Consider the following 22,838-nt stretch of genomic DNA (forward strand, 5'->3'; position numbering starts at 1 on the left):
ACAACCTCCATTTCTGTTATTTATATGCTTTAATTTTGTGCCAAATTAAAAATATTTGTTCAGTTACAAAAAATGTATAAGCATTGCATTTTTAATCGATTACGCCAACTAAATTTGAAAAAATCCAAAAGATATACCAGCCCGTTTGTACCGGACTGGTATATCTTATCGCATCATCATTCGATATTTTTTGGTGGGATTTATTGATTTGCTTTAGCCTTTTTATACAAATCATTTATCTCCTTAATATAATCATCGCCGCCCAACTTACGCCACTGCTCTATAGCATCCTTCCAACCCTGCTCATCAATCTGGCCTACGATGAACTGTACCCGTGCGTCTTCAATGATCTGGTCAAGTTGAGGCCCTTTTTGGCTGTATACCTCCGAAATAAGGGGTTCTGCAGGGTTACCAACAACTATCTTTTCGTTTTCAGCTATAACCTTTGTCTGCAGCTCTCTCACTTCTGTATCCACTCGCGGCGTCTGATTATTCCTTGGCACAAACAGCAACAGCTGATTAAGCCCCGATAGCTGTGCACCCAGCCGTTGATCGCCTTCAATAGGTTTCACTTTTCCATCAACTAACTCATAATGTACACCTTCAATTCCTCTATCGAGCAGGTCCTGCATCTCCCTATCGCCCAGCTGGTCAAAGAATTTCAACACTCTTTTAAGTTCATCTTCTGTCTTTACCGACTGCTTTGAAACAAGATAGAACAAATTATACCCTGATGTAGGCAAAGCCCTCAGGCCTTTGGGGCCCTCAACAGCCCCTACAATACCCAAGCGTACATCAACGTCCTCTGCGGTATTTGGCGTTCCTACGCTCTTACCGGCATCTTTAAATCTGGATTCCAGCCTTCCGGCATCGTCACACACCTGTATCTCTGCGCCCGCTTGCTCGTTTATGATAAAGTCATATCGTTTTTCGGGGTCCAAAGCAGCAAAGTCCTCGTTTATCAGTTTCTCATCATATAACTTTTTCCACCATTTTAATGCCTCAAAATATTCTGGAGTGAGATGGGCAGGTACAAGCTCACCATTTTCGTTTTCACCCCATCCATTGGGTGCACCAAACCACAGGGCAGAAACATTGAATTGATAATTGCTTTGATGAACCACCATACCAAAGGTATCGTCTTTTCCGTCACCATCAGGATCTTCGTAAGTGAATTTCTTAAGCATGGTATAGAAGTCGTCAATAGTCTTTAATTCATTCATTCCCACTTTTTGTAGCCAGTCATGCCTGTAGATGATACCATTTCTTCCTAAATCTCTAGCTCTATACAGCCCGTACACTTTTCCATCGATTGATATGTTGTTAAGGACAATTGGGTTGAACTGGCTCAAGTTCGGATACTCCTCAAAATACGGCCCTAATTCCCAGAAAACCCCATTTCGGCACGCGCTTATCACTGTAGCCGTTTTGCCGGGAGCAAGTATGACCATTGGCATATCATTGGAAGCCAATGTTACGTTAAACTTGTCCTCATAATTAGTTGAAGGAGTCCACAGAATCTCCAGATCAGTATTGGTATACTCTTCTAACTTTTGAATAACCGGACTATCCTCGGGAGCAGGCTCTGGTGCCTTGTCGCTTGGATAGAATATGGTCATGATGCTCAATTTAAAAGGTTCTTCCTGCACAGGTTCATCAGAAGAGCCGCCGGATTGCGTCTCTTCCCCCTTATTCTCGGTTTCTCCACTCTGTGGCTGCTGATTCACAGCATCCTTGGAACATCCTGCCAACACGGCTGAGGCAAACAACATAATACATACTAAAACCATTAAGAGACGTGTTGTTGGTTTCAAAGACATATAACTTTACCTCCTTTTAAAATTTATGTTGAATTTTTATTAAAAGTTGTTGGTGATTATAGCTTTCCGCAGCTAAAACCGCGGAAACGCTCATTTTAACCACCAAAACAACGCTGGCAAATATCATCCTTTCAATGAACCTATCATAACTCCTTTGACAAAATACCTCTGCAAGAACGGGTACACCAGCAAAATCGGTACCGTCGCCACTACAATGACCGCCAATTTTAGCGCCTGTGCGGGTGGCTGATAGTCAGGCGGCATATCCACCAGTGAGCCTAAACCTGCCGTGCCGGACGAAGCTATTATAAGATTTCGCAGTATGATCTGTATAGGCCATTTTTTCGAATCATTCAGATAAAGCAACGGCCCCATAAATGCGTTCCAGTGACCTACTCCATAAAACAGTGCAAACGTAGCCAGCACTGCTTTTGAAAGCGGGAGCACGATATACCACAGCGTCTGCGGCACATTGCATCCATCTATTTCAGCAGAATCCCTAAGCTCCCCTGGAAACTCTTCAAAAAAGTTGCGCACTATGAAAAGGTTAAAGGGACTGATGGCACCGGGCAACCATAAGGCCCAGTAAGTATCTAACATGCCTAAATTCCTTACCAATAGATACGTGGGGATCATCCCACCACCGAATAGCATACAGAATATGACCATATTTATTATGGCATTTCTACCAATCAGGTCCTTTTTGGCCAGCGCATAAGCCATGCTAACCGTGAAAAAGAGATTTATGGCTGTACCGCCAATTGTAATGATTAGCGTATTTTTGAAGCTGTTGGCAAGAGCCGATGTCGAAAATATATACTTATATGCGTCCAACGTAAAGGTACGAGGTAGTATGAAAAAGCTCCTGGTGGTCAGTTCCCCTTCGGTTGCAAACGAACCACCTATAACATAGAGGAATGGGAGAATGCATAACATCCCCGCAAAGGCTAAAAAAACATAATTGAAGGCATCAAATATTTTGCTCCCGAGCGATTCTCGACTTGCATTTGACTTCCTGCCTCTCAATACCATCTTTCTCTCATCCTCTTCCCTTTTATTTCAAATATTTCAAGAAGTATTAACATCAGAACAAACTGATGTCTGATACTTTCCGAGCCAAAAGATTGCTCAGCTGTATAAGGACTATACCCACAATCGATTTAAAAAGTCCAACCGCTGTACTGTAGCTGAATGCTCCTCGGGCTATACCCATAGTATAGACATAGGTATCAAAGACATCAGCCACTTCCCTGTTAAGCGAATTCATCATCAAGTAGATCTGTTCAAAACCCGTGTCGAGTATGCCACCCAACCGGAGTATCAAGAGTATTATGACCGTTGGCATCAAGCAAGGCAACGTAATATACCTCATCTGCTGCCAACGCTTAGCACCATCAACTATTGCTGCTTCATATAATGAAGGATTTATATTTGTAAGTGCAGCTAAGAATATTATCGTTCCCCAGCCCGTTTCCTTCCATATAGTCTGTATTATTATCAAAGGCCTGAACCATTTCGGATCCGTCAGAAACTGTATCTTTCTCCCCATATGCTCATACAGCCAATTGTTTACAAATCCACCTTGGGTGGTTAAAAAGATGTATGTCAAGCTTACCACTATAGTCATGGATATAAAATGGGGTATATACACAAGAGTTTGAACCGTTCTCTTAAACAGCGCATTCTTCACTTCGTTCAATAACAATGCAAGTATTATGGGCGCCGGAAACGTAAATATGAGGTTATAAAACGATATCAGCAGAGTGTTTCTCAACAGCTTGAAAAAATCGGGGTTTGCAAAAAAGTCTTCAAAGTTTTGGAATCCCACCCACGGGCTTTTCCAAAAACCCAAGAAAGGCATATAATTTTTAAAAGCAATGAGTATTCCCCACATAGGACCATACCTGAATACTAAGAAATAAATTATGCCGGGAAGCAAAAGCAGATAATACCACTTATCCTTCCTTATTTTTCTCCACATCTCTCTTCTGTATTTGGTTTCTAAGTTCAGCGTTGGGTTGTTTGTTGCAACTCTCATACAAACTTGTCTCCCTTCGTATAATAAAATGATAGCTGGCGTTTAAATTTTACACTTATCCGTCCATATTACGGGCTCTCCTACATCATTAATTTTATGTTTGGGATCCATAACGCTCAATAATCACTTTATTGAATCCCCTTAAAATGCCGCACTGGATAGACGATGATTATCCTGTTTAATGTTATTTTTTTGTATTAATGTATTTTTATCCCATTAAAAGGCGTATATATACCTTTATATCTTAACCGGGAATACATTATTCAAATATAATCTTAAAACTCCCCACCTTTTTGACCCTTGAAGTGGCGATATGCGTTTCTGTACTGTCCTGGCGTAACTCCCTCCATCTTCTTGAAAAAACGTATAAAATTTTGGGAATTGCTGTATCTCAACCTTTCAGCTATTTCTGCTACGCTCATATCGGTCTCTCTTAACCATTCTTTAGCAATTTTTAGTCGGTACTGCGACAGATAATCGCTGAACGTAGTATTATACTCCTTGCGCAGAGCTTTCCAAATGTAGCTGGGATGGTAATTGAGCTTTGCAGCACAGCTCTCTAAAGTTATATCGGTATCATATTCCTGATGGATTAAACTGATGACGTTCTCGGCTATCTCTTTGCTCTGACTGACCCTGTATTCCTCCAAAACGTCCACAATCGGTTTAATCAGATAGTCCATAAACCATCCATGGGCTTCCTGTGTGTTCCTGAGCGTATATAATTTTTGAACATACATTATACTGGAATCAGAAAACAGGGGATCGATATTGTTGCCCACATCCTGCACTATTTTGATCAAGCTTACCATAAGGCGCAATAATGAGAAGAAGATATCGTTTATACTGGTCTGCCGGCTGAATATATCATCTATAAGTTCTTTCAAAATCGCTTCAGCCTTGTCCAGTTCTCCCATATTGATCGCATCAATCAGCCGCCCCTCGAGTATCTGAGGATATGGCTTTGCATTGTAGCCATCGGTTACCATCTCGTCAAAAAACAATACGGGACTTTTTACGCCAAGCAATTGATTCGTAATCAAAGCTTCTATGCTTTGCCTGTAGGCCACATACGTATAATCCAAATCGCTGAACCTACTGCTAACCCCAATATTTACCTGCATACCCAATCTGTTCATTATCTCCTTATTAATCTTTTCAGCAATACAACACAAAAATTCTTTTGCGGTTTCAACCTGTTCATCCTTCTCATTGCCAATTAACAATACAACGCCATCCTTTTTTAGCACAGGTTTTAACGACCGCGATGGCGGAATTATTTTCTCTAAAATCTCTTGAATCACGGTTATAGCCAATTCTTGGGTATCACTTCGCCGTTGGTAGTCGCCTTGCTTAAAAATTTGGATTGTAACCACAAAAGCAGAATCCCACAAGTACTTGCGGCCAATGCCTTCCATTTTTTTCTTAAACTCGTCGCTCCCCAGCTCTCCATTTATCAATTTAAGGACAAAAAACTTTTCTAGCTGTGTGACCATTCCTTCCTGTATATATACAAACTCATCGGTCTTCCCAGATAAACTACTGCCATCGCTAATATTGCGCATAATTTGATAAATATGATTTATAGGTTTGTACATAACGTTGGAACCCGATATAGAGAAAACAACGACAATCAATATCATAGAAACGCAAATAATTACGCTTGTAATACCCATCGATCTGGATTCTTTTGTTATATCAGAAATAGAGTAAAATGTTAAATAAATCCATCCATTATAATCGGACTTTCTGAAGATTACCCCCATTCTTTCATCATCTATATTCGCTTTGAAAAAGCCCGACCTTTTATCAGCCTCCATAATCTTCTTTATATACGGCAATGTCGACATGTCCATTCCCGCTATGCTTGCATCAGAAGAAAACAAAACCCTTCCATTTTCATCTACAATGATATTTCTTTCGCTTCCTTTACTAGAAATGATTTGTTCAATAACATGCCTCGATATATTTACTATTATGGCCCCTGAAGGAACGGGCGAATTTACCGGCAATTTAATAATCAAACAAATGTTCCCTATAGGGAACTGCTTGCTTATATTCATGTGCACAGAAGTGTTAGCCGGTGAATCTACATAAGTCCAAAAGCTGTAAGCGGGATTCTCCAGTATCTTTAAAATCTGCTCCTTGTTGCGCATAGCAGAAAATGAGCCCATGCTATCGTTGCCAATCACCCAATCTTTTGAAAAATTTACCATGTAAGCGCTATGAATGGCAGGGATTATATATTGAGGGCCCTTAAGCTTTTTTAAAATCTCGTTTACTTTATCGTATTCTTTAAAACTAAGGGGTCTGTCCATATACTGACCAGCCGAAACGCTGGCAAACAAGGTATACTGTGAGCGGATGCTTTTTAAAATCTCCTCTATCCTCATCTGATTCTGAACCAATAGCTGCATGTTTAACTCATAAACCTTATCCTGGATCGCCCTAGAGGACCTATGATAAAAAAATACGCCTTGTGTAATAACCGGAAGCACGCCTACCAACAAGCTGAAGATAATAAGCTTTGTGAGATATCGCACACTCTTTATATTCATTTTTGTAAGCCTCCCGTTCCCAAGCACCATATAGAATCAATTCTACAATTAAATTTTGATCAACTTAACGGGATGGTTAATATATTCACCACCGTCTATATATCAACCACTAGAGATTTTCTTTAATGTGTTTCTCTCCCAGTCTATATGGAGAGCTCTATCATGTCCCCTCGCCGGATACGCGTTGTATTATTCAAAAATATTTTATCATATTCCTTTTTATAATTCATCCCAATTTTATATAAGCCAATTTTATATAAGATGAGACCTTCCCCTGCTCAATTAAGACAAGATTGCACTACATACTGCCTATAATTACCGTAAAACAAGCCAAAAAGGCACAGCGTACTATAGAAGAAAGTGCAGTATGTTTTAGCCCCTATATATCACAAAAAAGGGATGGCCTGATATTGCCATCCCTTTTTCATATATTTTTATTACAACTTTATTACAACCTCTCTAAAATCTTCACCCCATATGGCGGAAGTGATATACGGCCTGTAATATCTTCACCAGTTATCATATCCTTAAACCGCATATCTTTGAGGTCCACTTGCCTCTCTTCGGGCACAAAATTGAGTATGAAAACGAAAACCCTTTCCCCATCTGTGCGCATCTGTGCCGTTACTCCCTGCGGCAGCTCAGTATCAACTGCCCTCTTAAGATTTAGCTCCCTGATGAGCGCTCCATAAAAATCGGTGAGGAAATCCCCGTTGTTCCTAAATGCAATATAATACGCCTTGCCCTTACCAAAGGAATTTACCGTCAGAGCCGGCCTGCCGGCATAGAAATCGCTCTTGTAAGTGGCCAGCACCTCAGCAGTCTCGGCGTGTATTAAATCGCACAGTTCCCTGGCCTCATACTCGCCTTTAAGCCCCAGTGGATTGTCATCCTTCAGCACCACATGGTTCACATCGTGGTCATATAGCGCATCTATCTCCTCAGACCATATTCCTGTCACCTTCCTCAAAGGCCCGGGGAACCCTCCAAGGAAGCAAAGGTCATTCTCATCTACAATGCCGCTCCAGTATGTGGTTACAAATGTACCTCCCTCTTCCACAAATTTCTCTATCCTCTCAGCCACTCCCGGACGTACCATGTACAGCATGGGGGCGACGAGCAACTTGTAACCCGAAAAATCGCAGTCCATATCTATAACATCCACGGGCACGCCATTTTCCCAGAATGGCCTGTAATGAGACTGGCAGGTCAACAGATAGTCCTTCTTCTCCCGCCGTGGCCCCTGTGCATCGTCTATTGCCCACCGGTTTTCCCAGTCATAGATTATCGCAACTTCAGGCCTTACCGTCGTACCTATGATAGGATCCAGCTTCTCAAGCACCTTACCCACTTCTGCAACGTCTCTAAAGACGCGCGTATTCTCATGGCCGCAGTGGTCAACCACTGCACCGTGGAATTTCTCCACACATCCCCTGCTTTTTCGCCATTGGAAATATTGCACCGTATCCGAACCGTGAGCTACCGCCTGTATGGACGACAAGAGGTGCATGCCCGGCCGCTTCAGCTTAGCCACCGGCTGCCAGTTGGTCATACTGGGCGTGCTTTCCATTAGCATAAAAGGCTTTCCGCCCTTTAGAGAACGGTTTATATCATGCACAAAGGCCACCTTATAAGCCAGTTCCCAGTCAGGCTCCTCACCGTGCCATCTTGGATAGTTATCCCATGAAATCACATCGAGCTCAGGAGCAAATTTCCAATAATTCAGCCCAGTATATGTCCCCATAAAATTGGTGGTGACAGGAACATTTGGCGTGATTTCGCGCAATGGGGCAATCTCGTTTTTCATGAACTCAATGGTCTGATGCGTTACAAACCGCTTCCAATCCAAATTGAGTCCATGGATAGACCCTTCTCCATGAGGTGCAGGCGACTGTATTTGGTCCCAATCGGTATATGTATGGCTCCAAAAACCCGTCCACCACGCACGGTTGAGCTTATCCAGATCATTGTCATACTTCTTCTTCAGCCACTCCCTGAAAGCCTGCTGGCACAGCTCACAGTGGCATTCGCCCCCATATTCATTGGATACATGCCATGCCAGAAGGGCAGGGTGGTCCTTGTAGCGCTCGGCCAGCTTTTGATTTATAAGGCGCGTCTTTTCACGATACACAGGCGAGGTATAGCAGTGGTTGTGTCGCCCTCCAAACAGTATTCTCACGCGGTTGGGCAAAACGCGGAGCACCTCTGGATATTTGGCAGCAAGCCAGGCAGGCCTTGCCCCGCTGGGAGTAGCTAAAATGGCATAAATGCCGTTCTCAGCCAGCTTGTCCATAATGGTATCTAGCCATCCAAACTCGAACTTACCTTCTTCAGGCTCTAAGCTGGCCCAGGAAAAGATCCCCACCGACATCACATTGCAATGGGCTAACTTCATAAGGCGCATGTCTTCATCCCATACCTCTGGCGTATGTTTCCATTGATCAGGATTGTAGTCACCGCCATGGAGAAAATGCGGAAACTTTGGGTTTATAGGGGGATACTTCATCGGTTTCATAAACATCACCTCTCAAAAAATTTTTATCGCTGGCAAATCGTTTCCACCAATTTTAGATTATCCCATTCCTCAAAGCCCTATTTATTTGCCACAGCAACAGCAAATGCCTAAAGTTTAATGTCAACTGGTGCAAGCCTAGTCCCTCTTGTAAATCGCAGTTAAATTCTTATAATATAACTATATTGATATTGTATATTGTCCAAAGTTCAAATTCAATCTCAATATATTGATGCGTATATGGCTATATTGATCTATAGGGGGGGTAATTTCTCATGAAAACAGTCTTTGCAATGGTTACAGGAGAAGAAGACAAGCTCCCATTTCACGTTAAAGGCGTGGGAATACAGCAAAATCAAGAACACATCATAAGGCCATCAGGGCTTCCGTATTACCAATGGCTTCACTGCATCAAGGGAGCCGGAAAGTTAATCATCGCAGGAAATGAATACCGAATCTCCGAGGAAATGGGCTTTTTTCTTTGTCCCAATATACCTCATGAGTATTTTGCCGTCACAGAACCCTGGACCACCCACTGGCTCACATTCGATGGACCAGCCCTTGACCCATTGCTCGACCTGCTAAACATGGGCAAATGGAACGTTTTCCACATATCATCCCTGCAAACCCTCAACAGGATGCTGGATGAGATATATCTCTCGATATGCTCTGAAAGCCCGCTTAAGCTAGTGGAATGTTCTTCGCTGCTCTACCAGTTTTTGGTAAAACTCAGGGCCTGCACTCATACGGAGTCATCATCAAATACTTCCGCACCATACAGGCAGCTCCAGCCAGTCATCAATTACATGGAACAAAACTATTTTTTGAGCCCCTGCCTAAACGACATGGCGTCTATAATAAAGGTCAGCCCACATCACCTGTGCCGCCTTTTTAAGCGCACTTTTCACATGACGCCGTTCCAGTATCTGACAAGGCTTAGAATTCAAAAAGCCAAGGAGCACCTCATACAGGTACCCGGCGCTACCATAAATGAAATCGCGCAGAAGGTGGGTTATAGCGATACCAGCTATTTCTGTGCCGTGTTTAAAAAATACGAGGGAGTCACGCCCATGGAATTTAAAAAGATCCACGGTGCAACCTGAAGCATCAGAAAGCCCTTTGGGCAAAGAATATCACCACGGGCAGCGTGAAAAGGCAAAGCAGAGTCGTTACAACCACCGTCTGGGTAGCAAACTGGTGCTCATTTTCAAACTCCACCGCGATCAATACCGTATTTACAGCGGTGGGCAGCCCCCCGGCTATAAGAAGCGTCTTGGCCATCACGCCGCTAATTCTGAAAGCTATAATTAATAAATACGCCAGTAAAGGCGCCACGCACAGCCGCATAAAAGCCGCCAAATAAACGTCAAAGTCCTTAAAATTGAAGCTCACCGACGACAGCTGAATGCCCAGTATCAGCAGATTAACCGCAATCATAGCGTCGCTTGCATACACCACAGCCGGCCACAGGAAAAACTTTCGCACATCATAGGGAATTATTTTTAGCAACAACACCAGCAAAATAGTATAAACTGTAGGCATTTTAAAAACCGCCTTAACAGCGGATTTTAAATCCATCTTCCCCCTTGCCGCATTATAAAACCCCAGAGTGTAATTTAGCAAATTCTGGCTCATCATGACCATGATCTGATTCGATACCGCGTATTCGAGCATAGGCGTATTGGCAAACACCAGGCTTATCAAGGGCAAACCAAAATTGCCTGAATTGTAAAACATTATTGCATTCTTAAAGGCGTTTTTTCTTGAATCGCAATAGCCTCTTAACCTGGCCGGGATTATGCTTACAACAGAAAGGATTAAGACAAACGCAACAGTGAAAAACGCCGGCATCAAAAGCTTAATATCAACCCCAGTCTCGTACATCTTTACGATCATTGTAGAGGGGACCAGCACATATATGCTTATCTTGCTGAGGGAACGGATATCCAGCCGAAACCCCTTTCCCAATATGTAACCCAAGCTGATTAGAAAAAACACGGGAGCAATATTATGAAGCAGTATATGTAGCAGCATCTATTTAAAACCCCTTTCCTGTCCACTTACAGCCGTTCAACAGTTACCATTGTAGCATCAAAACAACGTGGCATTCAACCAGCCTTAAATTTAACAAAAAACGGAGTGACAAATATAATGTCACTCCTTGCAAACTCTTGTATATATCTTACACAGCCAAGGCTGACTATGCGTCAAATATCAGAATCATCAATTGAATGAATCGCTCGTATCTATCCACCTCAACTTACGCGCGCCAGCTGATGCCCGTCCTGATCACCCTTGCGGGATTGCCTGCCACCAGAGAATTTGGCGGAACATCCTTATTTACAAGGGAATTTGCGGCAATCACGCAATTATCGCCTATGGTTACCCCTTTCAAAATAGTGCAATTGCATCCTATCCATACCTTGTCCCCTATCTTTATGGGTTTGCTTATGGAATTCTGCTCTCCATCCTCGTAGATAATGGTATGGAAATCGGTGTCCAGGATGGTTGTACCCCACGCGATGGCGCAGTCCCTTCCAATGCTAATACCGGTCGCACAGTGTATAACCGACGAAGCAGTTATATAGGTATTGTCCCCTATGGTCAGATTAGCTCCCGGCTCCAAAATCACCCGTACTCCCGGGCCCAGCTTCACTCTGCCTTCTATATGACAGGTTGAATTTCTGGACAGCTTCAAATAAGCTCCATTACCGCTCTGCTCGCCAATGTATCTTCCACCTAAATATAGCCGCCCATTTATCTGCAACCTGGCCTTACGTGATTTCCTGATCTTGCTTCCCACATCAACGATAATCGGAAACCTATAGAATTTGATCCCAAAAAGCCTCAGGCCCATAAAAAAGCTATAAATGGCATTGAAAATGAGCTTTGGATTACTCCAAATAATCCTCCATATTTTTCCTATTTTCGACTCTTTAAACCAGCGGAACTCCCACCATGGACTATACCTACGCTCAACTCCAATTTCCATTCCATTATCGTACATAGTTTTTCACCCTTCCTACCTTATGTACCGACTCTCTCAGCTAGATAGGTGGGGTCCGCTGAACACAAATAAAGTTAGGATATTAACAAAACTCTACTACTAATACTAGTGCTAATATCCCTACTAACCCTCCCTCGATTTGTAAGCCATATAGGAAGAACAATATACCCTATCCGCCAACTCTATTTTAACATCCTTTTACCTTTTGTACAAGCATATTTAACACACAGTTTAAAATTGGCAATTAGAACCGTATCACCTTCCCCTCGTCTGCTGACTGCCTGGCTTTTAAGCACGCCTCGGTCACATAGAAGGAATCGTGAACAGTAACCAGGCACTCGCCTTCTCCCCTTATTTGCCTCAAAAAATCGATAAATATGTTCTGCTTGGGCAGAAGCGGGACTTCCCTGATGCCGTCTATGTCATCGTTTATCAGGTACACCTTGCCGTTTCTCACCTCAAGGACGCCGCGGGTGCCCACAAGGCGCAAACGGTCATCGTCGTGGGTAGGCGCCTGCTTGGGACGCAGATAATCTATGCTTACCGAACCAAACACTTCATTGGAAAAGGTGAAGTGGCACAGCGCCGACACCTCAAGGTCCCCATGCTCAAGGTTATACCTGGTAGAATGCGAAGCAAAAACCGATTCGAATTTTTGGCCGCTGAACCAGTAAAGCCAGTCAATGGCATGGCTCCCCACCCATGGAATGGTGCCCCCGTAAGTTGAGCGGGATTTGTAAAAATCGCTTCTCTGGCCGAGTTTATACGATTTTTGAGCATTCATCAGCCGTATCTCTCCCACCACACCATCTTTCACCAGGTTCCATGCCGTAATGAAATGGGCAGAATACCTGATTCCAAACATGGCCGCAAGGTGCACACCTGAACGAGAATGGGCCTCCTTAAGCTGCTCCAGGTCCTCGAAGGTGGTGGCAACCGGCTTCTCCACAAAGGCGTGTATTCCCCGTTCAAGCACCTGCATTGTGACTCTGGCGTGGTGGCCGAAGAAGCAGTTGACCACTGCTATGTCGGGCTTTACCTCATCAAGCATGATTCTGTAATCATCATATACCTTGGGTACATGCCCTATCTTACACGCCGCTCGATAAGCAGGGCTTACATCTTCCCCTTCCGAGCCCGGGGCTACTCCCACAATAGTAACATCCCTATCCTCCCTTATTCCTTCAATTGCGTAATTATAATGTCCGCTTGAGCCTATAATAACGACTTTCATCCTATATCATCCCCCTTAAAATACTGATATCCCCTCAAATCCATTGTCTTTCCGGCTTTAGCCCATTCCACGCCAATTTCATGCGGCAGCTTCCATTCCTGATAACATCCCTTCAGAACATCGTTTAACCCTTCCACCCAGGTTACTTTTGTGTTTTCGTCATACTTGATCAAATTTCCCGGGAAATAAGGTATACGCGGCACAGACTCCTGCATGCCGTTGATGCACAGGGTCTGAGAAGTAGCCGCTTCTATGCCGCACACCACATGCTGTACACCCTTAACCGCCTCTATAGTCATCCACAGCTTCTTTATCTTTTCTTTTTCGGGATTGCCGTAAACTTTGCAGGTGCCATCATTAAATACAGCTAATATATTGTCGCTTTCGCCCTCTAATGGCCCATATACCACCCTTGCCTTTTCAAATTCGAAGCAAAAAGTGGGATTCACGGTCTCGGTAACGGCATGTGTGACATAAAAAAGCAATTCTACGCCTTCTTCGGTAAATATCCTGACGGCAGCGGTATCGAAGTTTTCAATGTTATTAGCGTGATAGAGTTCCGCCGTAAGTTGAGCGGGCCTGGCGCTCTCACTCTCCTCCTTGCCCAATACGTAAAACATGTTGTGCAGATGATGAGCTGTTGCATTGTTGGCGACACTGTCCAGTATCCACCTGCCTTCTGCATCCTTAAGTTTACCAGCCCAGCCCCGACGGTAGTAATCCCGATCTCTGGGCCACAGCACGATCGTTTTGAACCTCTTGGGCCTGCCGAACAAGCCCGATTGAATATCCTTTTTAAGGGCGCGTATGGCATCGGTGTATGACCATTGATAGCCGATTGCAACGATTTTCCCGGCACGATCCCTAGCCTCCATCATCTGTCGAGCTTCCTGAATGGTTGCACTCACCGGCTTTTCGCACAACACATTGCTCCCCTGGGATAGAGCATAACAGGTTTGACTGCAATGAAAATGAATAGGGGTTGATATGATGGCCAAATCAGCTTTAAAGCTGGCATAAAACTCTTCCATTGAGGAAAAAATGGGGATCCCCCTCTCTTTAATCTTGTGCAGATTGCGGCATCCTTCCGGCCTAGGGTCAACCGCCCCTACAATTTTAAAGTCTCCTCGATCAAGATTACTAAGCAGTGCATCGACGTATATATTGCCGTATCCCCCGATGCCCACCAGCACAATAGAAACCTGATTATCGTTGTACATTTTCATCATCCCTCCACAAAAGCATATATTTAAATTTTGCAAACGATTGCACAAGGTATAAAATAATTTAGCTATTCTTCAACACATTTTAACTACACCGTTAATTTAAATCTTGCTCAGCGCAAACATGTACAATGGGATGAAAACAAGGCTGGCCATTGTCGTCACCGTAACCATAGCAGCTGCATACTTGTAATCTGCCTTGTAAGCCTGAGACACAATGGCTATCTGAGTCATGGTGGGCATTGCCGCCTGTATGACAAACACCTTTTTCATAAGGACAGGCAAAGGCAAATAATACATAAAAGCCAGTATCAACAATGGAGCCAGCAAAAATCTGCCCAATAATATGATAAACATGTCCTTATCAAACTTTACATCCTGCATCGTTATGGAGTTTATGACAATGCCTATGTATAACATGGATAGAGGAGTGGTAAGGTTGCCCATGTATTTGCATGCGTCCATAACAAACCTTGGAAGCTTGGCATTCAACAGTATCAATAAAACGGCCAGTAGGAAGCCCATCAAAGGCGGAGACAGAAAATTCTTGAGCCTGCTGGATATAGAAGGCGCATCGCCATTCATGCCATCGCGTTGAATCCCGCTGATTCCAATGGTCCAAAACAAGACCGTATTGGCGACATAATACAGCAACACAAAAGAAGTGCTTTCCTCCCCGAAAAGCGCAATATTGACCGGCAACCCTATAAACACCGTATTTGAAAAGGCAAACATGGCCAAAAAAACGCCGCGTTTTTGAGGCGGTATACCAATTAATTTTACTGCCACCAACCCCGCCCCGTACAGCAGCAGCATGCATGCCATGGGTATGAATATGCCCATCCCCGCTTCGAACAACGTGTCTCTATCGAAGGTGGTTAGTAAATTTGAAATCATCAGAGCGGGCAAAGACACTTTGACCACCATCTTGGAGAATAGCTCGGAAGCGCGCTCATCAAACCAACCCCGACGGCTGAGCACATAACCTATCGAGATCATAGCCAAAATGCTGAGCACGCACTGTATAGCATCAAAAACCACCATAGCTGTAAGGCTCCTTTTCAGTTATCATAATCATTCTATTTTAGAGGCTTTTTAAATATTATCCCATCTATCTTCCACAGCCCCGCTCGCTTTTGAAGCAAGATTATCTTCTCCCCATTCTGCCACGGAGGTGGAGTTTTGATCTCCTGGTCCTGGCTTCTGGGCTTTGCAACTATTCTAGGAATTTCTTCTTCAATGACAACCCTGGCCGAATCACTCCACGGCCATACCCACAACCATTTAATACGAAGTTTGAGATTGTAATCCTGTATGATGAAATCCTCATACTGATTGTTGTTTAATAAGGGATCAGAGTTCAAATAAGAGGAAGTGAAGAACTTATTCAAGGCAATATTTTCCTGACCATCCAACACTGCAGCAGCCCTCTGAGTCATCCCTTCAGTGACCACAATATATATGTTGGCACAATCATATGCAGTAAAGGTAACTAAAACGGCCAACCATATCAGAATCGCTATAGCGATAAATTTCTTTGCAAGATATTGTATAAACTTGAGCATTATATTCAAAAACAAACACCCGCCCTCTGCGCAAGGTACACACTTTCACCCAATAGTTATCCTAAAATTATTCTAATTTAACACCATAATAACATAAAAAAGGGGGTTTGTAAATTTGAAACTTGTCTTCCATCCACCCCCTTTAAATGTTATAACGCCCTCAATTTTCTGCCAAACCACCTGCCAAAATCGTCAATAAGCGAATATATAACAGGCACTACCACCAGGGTCAGAAATGTAGAAAGCGTCAGTCCGCTCATAACCGTAACAGCAAGGGGCACCTGAAGTTCGGAGCTTTCCCCAAGCCCCAGCGCAAGCGGTAAAAGCCCAAGTATGGTGGTCAAGCTGGTCATGAGCACCGGCCTCAATCTCGTAGCCCCAGCCTGCACTATTGCCAGCTTAAGGTCGGCATTACCTTCACGAAGCCTGTTTATATAGTCCACCAGTACAATGCCATTGTTGACCACAATCCCTACCAGCATAATAAACCCAAGAAAGGCTGGCACGCTCAAAGGCTTTCCAGCTATCAGCAACCCCAGCAGCCCCCCCGTGAAGGCCAGCGGCACAGTAAACATAACGGTAAACGGATGGACCAGCGATTCAAACTGTGAAGCCATTATCATGTATACAAGGGTCACTCCTAGCACCAGTACCAGCCTTAGATCGCCAAATGCCTCCGATAGCTGCTCCTGCTCGCCACCGTACTCTATAAAATACCCTTCAGGAAGCGGATAATCGTCCAGACGCTCCTGAATGTCCTCTATGACCTCACCGAAGTTTCTACCTTCATAATCGCCGCTTACAGTGACCATGCGAGACTGGTCATGCCTTTCAATCCTTACTGGCCCTTGTGCATACTCAAACCTGGCCACGCTCTTTAAGGGGACCGATATCCCTAAAGGTGAAGTAACCATTACATTCTCGACATCCTGCACCTTAAAAACGCCATCATCTGGGAGCTGTACGCGCACATCGATCTCTGTACTCTCCTCCTTATATCTGGTAGCCACCACTCCCTGCAGGTGGCTTTGGACAGCCGACGAAACCAGGGCGACATTGAGCCCATACTGCGAAGCCCTCTGTCTGTCTATGATTATGCGGAGCTCCGGACGACCTTCCTCGAAGCTTGAACGCACTTCACGGGTCCCCGGCACGCTTGATACTACCCTCACAATATCATCCGATATTTTTCGGAGCACATCCAGGTCCTGGCCTTTTATGCTGATGGATATAGGCGGCCCCATCATGCCCGATCCCAATCCAGCAAACCCGCCACCAGTGTTTACCTGTATCTGGCATCCTGCTATATCCTTGACCTTTTGCCTTATTTCCTCGCCCACCTGCTGCGTGGTCCTGTCCCTTTGCCCAACGGGTTTTAATACGGCCGTAATGCTGCCTTGATCCCTAGCAGATACCCCCATTCCCACGTTCAGCTGCTGCCCTCCTATACTGGCCCATACCATCTCAACCTCTGGAATTTCGCTTACCATCTTTTCAACCCTCTGAACGGCTTCCAGGGTTTCACCAAAACTGCTTCCTCTAGGCAACCTGACCTCAATCTCTATCTGGCCCTGATCCACCGTCGGGAAGTACTCTACTCCTACCAGAGGCAGCAGTACAATACTCATACCAAAAACCACGGCAGTGATAAGCACAACCGTTTTTCTGTGCTCCAGGGCCCATTCCAGCATGCGCCTGTATTTTTCTGTCACGCGCTCCACAGTAACATTTTTCTTGCTAAAGCCCTGGCGGGTCACCAGCTTGGACGCCAGCATGGGCACCAGGGTAAGCGCCACCACCAGGGATGCCAGCAGGGAAAATGTAACGGTGATGGACAACTCCCTGAATATCTCGGCCGTCATGCCCCGGGTAAAAACGATGGGTAAAAAGACGCATACCGTCGTCAAGGTAGAGGCCACTATGGCCATTGATATCTCGTTGGTACCCTTTTCGGCGGCATCGATGGGACTTAAGCCTTCCTCTCTCATTCGATAGATGTTCTCCAGCGCCACTATGGAGTTATCCACCATCATGCCCACGCCCAAGGCCAATCCGCCTAGCGATATGATGTTCAAGGTAATACCGCTGAAATACAGCAAGACAAAAGTGGATATCACCGAAAAGGGGATGGACACGGCGATAACCATGGTAGGCGTAATATTTTTTAAGAAGATGAATAATATGGCAATGGCCAGTATAGCGCCTATATAGGCATTGCTGGTTACAGCCGAAATGGAACTTTTGATGAATTTCGATTGATCCACTATGGTCATAACGGATATATCGGGATAGGACTTCTTTATACTCTCTATCTCCCGATTTACCTTTTCAGCCACGCGGACGGTATTTGCAGTGCTCTCCTTGTAAACCGATATGGATAGGCTGTCGTGTTGATTGACCCTTGAATACTGTCTGTCATCCCTTACGCCCTTTTCAACCCGTGCCAGGTCCCTCAGCAGATAGGTGGTACCGGTAGAGCTCACAACGGGCACATCCAGCAATTCATCAAGGCTTTTAAATTGCCCCGAAACCCTAACCAGCAAGTCATACTGCCCGTCCTGTACAACTCCGCCTGGCATGTTCAAATTTTCTGCCCTTAAAGCACTCACAACGCGATCCATGGACAGGCCATAGCTTATGAGCTTCTCCGGGTCAACTATGACCTTCACCTCGGTTTGCTTTGCACCCAAAATTGAAACCGATGCAACGCCTTCAATGCGTTCAATGCGCGGCTTCAGCACATCCTCCACCCACACCTGCAGCTCTTCGTCGGTCTTGCCCTCCTGTGATACGGCAAAGCTCATTATGGGCAGCATGTTAGGGTCAAGCTTGAGCACTATGGGGTCAGACACCCCATCCGGCAGCATACCCCTTATCATGTCCAGCTTTTCGCGTACCTCAAGTGCCGCCACGTCCATATCGGTGTCCTGCGCAAATTCAAGGATCACCAAGGAACTGCCTTCGGACGATGTCGAGCGCATGGATTCAAGGTTGCTGACTGTTGCCAAAACGCTTTCGATGTTCCGGGTAACTATGCTCTCAACCTCTTCAGGACCTGCACCGCTGTACTGCACCGACACCACCATGACGGGCAGATTTATGCTGGGCAACAGGTCCACATTGAGCCGCGTCAGCGAAACAAACCCTAAAATCAGCACGATCAGCACTACCATGACGGTGGTCACAGGTCTGCGAATGCTCAATCCTGCAATGTTCATAATACGCCATCCTCCTGAATTTTTAACTCTTTATGTCTGATTGCATCTATTGCAGAGGTCACATTTTGCACCCGTGATATATTTGCCCTGCATAAATGATGCTGCAACTGCGCTTCTGCTTACTTTGCTTATTTACAGCATCCTTCAACTTTCCTGCTTAACTATATCAACTTCCTGCCCTTCCTTGAGATAGGCCTGCCCCTTTACAACAACCTGCTCACCGCTCTTCAAACCCGAAATGACCTCTATTCTCTCACCATCATCCATGCCAACCTGTACCTCTCTTCTCTCCACCGAGCCACCTTTAATGACGAACACATAAGCCTTATCCCCTTGCCGTACAATCGCCCTTTTGGGCACCACAACAGCATTCTCCTTTTTGTCAAGCACCAGGCCAGCCCGTGCAAACATGCCGGGACGCAACTTTCCAGGCGAATTATCGATCTTTATCCTCACTCCATAGGCCTGGCTCCTGGGATCGGTAGAAGGGCTCACCCACTCAACTACGCCTTCCACCGGCTGAGAACCCGCCGCATCAACATACACGTCAACCTTTTGCCCCGGCTGAACTTTCACCACATCAAATTCGGACAGGCGTATATCAAGAATCAGGGCAGTCATATCTATGACGGTAACGGGCGGCGATGCCTGTGCCGCCATCTGCCCTGTTTGAACGCTCAAGCTGCTCACCACTCCATCGATTGGCGAGAGGAGCTTTAGCTTGTCGGCCGCGCCTTTGGCAGCGTCCAAAGCCGTTTTGGCTTGATTGAGCTGGGCATCCAGCGTCTTGCTGTCATAGGGCATGGACTTTATGGCGCTCTCTATCTCTAGTTTGCTCTTCTCCAAAGCCGCTTTTTGCTGGACCAATTTTTCTAAACCGTCCTGCAGCGGCTTTAACTGTTCTTCCAGCTTGGCCTTCTGCTCCTCGAATTGCTCATCAGTAATTGCGCCTTTTTGGCGCATCTCTTCGAGCCTGGCAATCTCAGGTTCAATGGCCTGTTTAGCTTGGGCCAGCGCCTTTTGTGCATCATCGATCTGTTTATCAATTTTACTAATCTCAGCCTCCATCTTGCTCTTCTGGGACTCCAGCTCACTCAGCCTTTTCTTGGACAGTTCAACTGAGGCTTTGGATGCCTCATATGCCGCCTGCGCTTGAGCGATCTGCTGTTCAACATCGCCGGCCTCCAGCTCTATAAGCACATCCCCTTCTTTGACCTGCTGTCCCACTTTCACATGCACCTTTGACACCTTCCCCGGTATCTGGGGAATAACCATGGCTTCATTTATGGGCTTAAGCACGCCCGAAAACTCTTTTTCATTCTGGATGGCATCCACACGAGCAGTTGCCACTTCAACCGGCACTTTTTGGCTTTCAGCCGTTTGCTGTACATTCTCTTGCTTTTTGCCCAAGCCTCCAAGTGCTGCACAGCCTGATATAATCCCTGCTAAAAGAATCAGCACCACCAAACATGCAGTTAATTTACTGCCCCTAATCTTCATACCTTATACCCCTTTCGTTGATGAACTATATTAATATCTATCTTTGGCGCCTTAAAGGCAAATCATATTATTATTTCCATACGAAATACTATCCACCTATGATGTGGTGACCTCATGAGAAGTCTGGTTTGTCTTTTGAGTTTTGTCCATTTTTATTTCCTGAAAACATTTTACCACATTTTTCAGGTAATTGATGTTCAAGCTATATTCGATTAAGAAGTCAGCCAATAAACCAAAACCACGCTATTTATTATACCATCAAACATTGGCTTTACTCCATTGAAAAACAAAAACAATATTTCGAGAGTTTAACCAAACCTGCCATTGACAACTATCTTCTATTATAATAGAATAGTATTGTATACATTCTATTGTAGTAGAACGATATATACGAACAAGATACATATCTATTTAAGCTGTTTTGCTTGAACCCAAAAAGAGAGGATAGGAACTTTACCTGAGCCGGATAGTCGTCCTCGCTGTTAACGGTGTGACATATGTGTTGACAAAAAAGAAGGGTAGGAGGATTTAGCAATAAAATTACAGGAAAAAATTTGTTATTACCTAAACAAATAGGGAAGAAAGGAGATTTGCAGTGAAAAAAACCCTTATACTGCTGCTTTGTCTTGTATTATTGACATCAGCTTCGGCCTGTGGAAAACTGCAGGTGAATAAAGAACGTCTTGAAGAACTGCTGGAAATTATGGACTTGAGAACCTTCCTGCAAACGGTGGATTTGCCGGATAATTTCTCTATTGGGTTTGACGCAGCAGATGTCAAATCCGTAGATTCTGCTAGAATATATAAAGCAGTGCCCCTGGAGCTTGATGCTAACGAAGTCGCTGAAAAACTGCTGAAGAGAGAGAGCGTATCGACAAAAGTATATGCCGAGGGACCGTATTTTGAAACCGGCGACGAGACATTTAAGGAACATCTCTATGTTTTTGACGGAGGCAAAAGCTTTGGGATTGATTCTGGAGTTGTAGGCGGTCTTAGTTATTCAGTGGTTATAAATGGGGAGCGGATAAGGAATAAGCATGGAACGGTTATAAGAGTTGCTCCGGGACCGCCGGATGATATCATCGCACAAAGATGGAAATATGACTTAAAAAGCGATTATGCATCCTTTGCAGATCTATCTTTTATGAGCTACAAGGATGCCCTTGCAGCAGTAGAGGAGCTTCTATACGATACCCTGGGATTTCCCGAGCTTGAGGTTGCGGAAGCCTATTCGATGGATTTGGAAACCATGCTAAAGCATTATGAGCTTTACAAAGCAGCAGGCGGAAAAGAAGAAATCACTTTCTCTAAGGATGACGAGTGTTATGTGTTCTTCTTCCGGCAGGTAATCGATGGCATACCCGTTGTAAACATTCACTGGAAAGACGCAACTTTTGGTGAAACGATACCGGTAACCTCTGTTGAAGTCTTTTATACCAAGGACGGAGTGAGAGATATTTATGCTATTGATCTGCTTGATATTGTTGAGGGCGGAGAGAATAAACCGCTGATCAGCGCGGCAAAGGCTTTGCAGGTAGTAATAGATGATTACTCGGAGATTATACTGGAAAATGAAACAATTGTCGAGTCCATGGAGCTGTGCTATGTGGGGGTTAAGACAGAGGACGGCTACTATGAACTGATTCCGGCCTGGGTCTTCCGCATTGTAGAAACTGTGAAATTTACGAATCAGGCGGACGGTAATGTGTATTCATACGATTCATACAGCTACTATGTAGTAAACGCCATTACTGGCGATAGAATAGAGTAGCGAAGGCAGGGAGATATGATGAAACAGTTTTTCTATCTTTTAGCCGCTGATTTACGCCGGGCAATACTTTCAATACGATTTCTTCTCAGCGCGTGCGGTGTTGCATTGGTGTTGTTTATAGCTTCCTGGGGTCAGATAAAATTTGCCCGGGATGTGTTATACCCTCTTGGATTGGGTATAAGTGGAACCGCAAGCATGCTTATTATAGCGAGCATCTTACCGCTGTTTCCCTTTGCGACAACCTTTGCCACAGAATGGCAGGAACGTGCCGTCAGATTCTGGATTGTGCGGACGGGCATACGGAACTATTCGATGTCCAAAGTTCTGGTGAGCGCTATATCCGGCTTTTTGACTACGGCCGTCGGTATGCTTATGTTCGTGCTTGCTTTGCG

At 44.7% G+C, this 22,838-nt stretch carries 15 protein-coding genes and 1 pseudogene; 3 read left to right on the forward strand and 13 right to left on the reverse strand.

Annotation, left to right across the window (positions count from 1 at the left end; genetic code table 11):
* Positions 1–200: 200 nt before the first annotated feature.
* The 5 genes from BM241_RS09240 to BM241_RS09260 all read right to left on the reverse strand — a co-directional run bounded on the left by BM241_RS09240 (position 201) and on the right by BM241_RS09260 (position 8,937).
* Positions 201–1,820, reverse strand: a complete 1,620-nt coding sequence (locus tag BM241_RS09240; protein WP_025747602.1) for an extracellular solute-binding protein — start codon at positions 1,818–1,820, stop codon at positions 201–203.
* Positions 1,821–1,943: 123 nt separating this feature from the next.
* Positions 1,944–2,852, reverse strand: coding sequence for a carbohydrate ABC transporter permease (locus BM241_RS09245; RefSeq protein ID WP_092282592.1), 909 nt, complete (start codon positions 2,850–2,852; stop codon positions 1,944–1,946).
* A gap of 52 nt (positions 2,853–2,904) precedes the next feature.
* Positions 2,905–3,858 carry an ABC transporter permease gene (locus BM241_RS09250; protein ID WP_092282593.1) on the reverse strand — a complete coding sequence of 318 codons (954 nt, stop codon included), beginning with the start codon at positions 3,856–3,858 and terminating at the stop codon, positions 2,905–2,907.
* Positions 3,859–4,133: 275 nt separating this feature from the next.
* Positions 4,134–6,416: a helix-turn-helix domain-containing protein gene (locus BM241_RS09255; RefSeq protein WP_177206142.1), complete on the reverse strand. Its 2,283-nt coding sequence runs from the start codon at positions 6,414–6,416 to the stop codon at positions 4,134–4,136.
* 448 nt (positions 6,417–6,864) lie between these two features.
* Positions 6,865–8,937 (reverse strand): beta-galactosidase, encoded by a 2,073-nt coding sequence (locus BM241_RS09260; RefSeq protein ID WP_394328181.1) that lies wholly within the window; start codon positions 8,935–8,937, stop codon positions 6,865–6,867.
* Positions 8,938–9,203: 266 nt separating this feature from the next.
* On the opposite strand from BM241_RS09260, the gene BM241_RS09265 reads away from it, so the two are divergent.
* The gene (locus tag BM241_RS09265) at positions 9,204–10,031 is read left to right on the forward strand and encodes an AraC family transcriptional regulator (RefSeq protein WP_025747607.1); all 828 of its coding nucleotides are present in this window, start codon (positions 9,204–9,206) and stop codon (positions 10,029–10,031) included.
* Positions 10,032–10,035: 4 nt separating this feature from the next.
* Here BM241_RS09265 and BM241_RS09270 read toward each other — a convergent pair whose 3' ends face one another.
* From BM241_RS09270 to BM241_RS09305, 8 genes are all read right to left on the reverse strand, one after another.
* A complete protein-coding gene (locus BM241_RS09270; protein ID WP_092282595.1) occupies positions 10,036–10,962 on the reverse strand; it encodes an AEC family transporter in 927 nt (308 codons plus the stop codon).
* A 226-nt stretch (positions 10,963–11,188) separates the two neighbouring features.
* Positions 11,189–11,935 (reverse strand): acyltransferase, encoded by a 747-nt coding sequence (locus BM241_RS12805; RefSeq protein ID WP_242948359.1) that lies wholly within the window; start codon positions 11,933–11,935, stop codon positions 11,189–11,191.
* A gap of 244 nt (positions 11,936–12,179) precedes the next feature.
* On the reverse strand, positions 12,180–13,169 hold the full coding sequence (locus BM241_RS09280; RefSeq protein ID WP_092282596.1) for a Gfo/Idh/MocA family protein: 990 nt from the start codon (positions 13,167–13,169) through the stop codon (positions 12,180–12,182).
* A complete protein-coding gene (locus tag BM241_RS09285; protein WP_092282597.1) occupies positions 13,166–14,389 on the reverse strand; it encodes a Gfo/Idh/MocA family protein in 1,224 nt (407 codons plus the stop codon). The genes BM241_RS09280 and BM241_RS09285 overlap by 4 nt, the downstream gene beginning before the upstream one ends.
* Positions 14,390–14,494: 105 nt before the next feature.
* A complete protein-coding gene (locus BM241_RS09290) occupies positions 14,495–15,436 on the reverse strand; it encodes an AEC family transporter (protein ID WP_092282598.1) in 942 nt (313 codons plus the stop codon).
* 35 nt (positions 15,437–15,471) lie between these two features.
* Positions 15,472–15,972 (reverse strand): hypothetical protein, encoded by a 501-nt coding sequence (locus BM241_RS09295; protein ID WP_092282599.1) that lies wholly within the window; start codon positions 15,970–15,972, stop codon positions 15,472–15,474.
* A gap of 134 nt (positions 15,973–16,106) precedes the next feature.
* Complete coding sequence (locus tag BM241_RS09300; protein ID WP_092282600.1) at positions 16,107–19,175, reverse strand: efflux RND transporter permease subunit; 3,069 nt, start codon at positions 19,173–19,175, stop codon at positions 16,107–16,109.
* Between the two features lie 144 nt (positions 19,176–19,319).
* Positions 19,320–20,675 (reverse strand): efflux RND transporter periplasmic adaptor subunit, encoded by a 1,356-nt coding sequence (locus tag BM241_RS09305; protein WP_092282601.1) that lies wholly within the window; start codon positions 20,673–20,675, stop codon positions 19,320–19,322.
* 595 nt (positions 20,676–21,270) lie between these two features.
* On the opposite strand from BM241_RS09305, the gene BM241_RS09310 reads away from it, so the two are divergent.
* On the forward strand, positions 21,271–22,446 hold the full coding sequence (locus BM241_RS09310; protein ID WP_092282602.1) for a hypothetical protein: 1,176 nt from the start codon (positions 21,271–21,273) through the stop codon (positions 22,444–22,446).
* Positions 22,447–22,461: 15 nt separating this feature from the next.
* Positions 22,462–22,838: pseudogene (locus BM241_RS09315) on the forward strand (hypothetical protein); the annotation flags it as partial.

The sequence above is a fragment of the Caldicoprobacter faecalis genome (genome assembly GCF_900115765.1).
GTDB classification, from domain to species: Bacteria; Bacillota; Clostridia; order Caldicoprobacterales; family Caldicoprobacteraceae; genus Caldicoprobacter; species Caldicoprobacter oshimai.

Coding starts and splice junctions, on each gene's coding strand:
- BM241_RS09240 (WP_025747602.1), bottom strand. CDS start 1,820: ATGTCTTTGAAACCAACAACACGTCTCTTAATGGTTTTAGTATGTATT.
- BM241_RS09245 (WP_092282592.1), bottom strand. CDS start 2,852: ATGGTATTGAGAGGCAGGAAGTCAAATGCAAGTCGAGAATCGCTCGGG.
- BM241_RS09250 (WP_092282593.1), bottom strand. CDS start 3,858: ATGAGAGTTGCAACAAACAACCCAACGCTGAACTTAGAAACCAAATAC.
- BM241_RS09255 (WP_177206142.1), bottom strand. CDS start 6,416: ATGAATATAAAGAGTGTGCGATATCTCACAAAGCTTATTATCTTCAGC.
- BM241_RS09260 (WP_394328181.1), bottom strand. CDS start 8,937: ATGTTTATGAAACCGATGAAGTATCCCCCTATAAACCCAAAGTTTCCG.
- BM241_RS09265 (WP_025747607.1), top strand. CDS start 9,204: ATGAAAACAGTCTTTGCAATGGTTACAGGAGAAGAAGACAAGCTCCCA.
- BM241_RS09270 (WP_092282595.1), bottom strand. CDS start 10,962: ATGCTGCTACATATACTGCTTCATAATATTGCTCCCGTGTTTTTTCTA.
- BM241_RS12805 (WP_242948359.1), bottom strand. CDS start 11,935: ATGTACGATAATGGAATGGAAATTGGAGTTGAGCGTAGGTATAGTCCA.
- BM241_RS09280 (WP_092282596.1), bottom strand. CDS start 13,169: ATGAAAGTCGTTATTATAGGCTCAAGCGGACATTATAATTACGCAATT.
- BM241_RS09285 (WP_092282597.1), bottom strand. CDS start 14,389: ATGTACAACGATAATCAGGTTTCTATTGTGCTGGTGGGCATCGGGGGA.
- BM241_RS09290 (WP_092282598.1), bottom strand. CDS start 15,436: ATGGTGGTTTTTGATGCTATACAGTGCGTGCTCAGCATTTTGGCTATG.
- BM241_RS09300 (WP_092282600.1), bottom strand. CDS start 19,175: ATGAACATTGCAGGATTGAGCATTCGCAGACCTGTGACCACCGTCATG.
- BM241_RS09305 (WP_092282601.1), bottom strand. CDS start 20,675: ATGAAGATTAGGGGCAGTAAATTAACTGCATGTTTGGTGGTGCTGATT.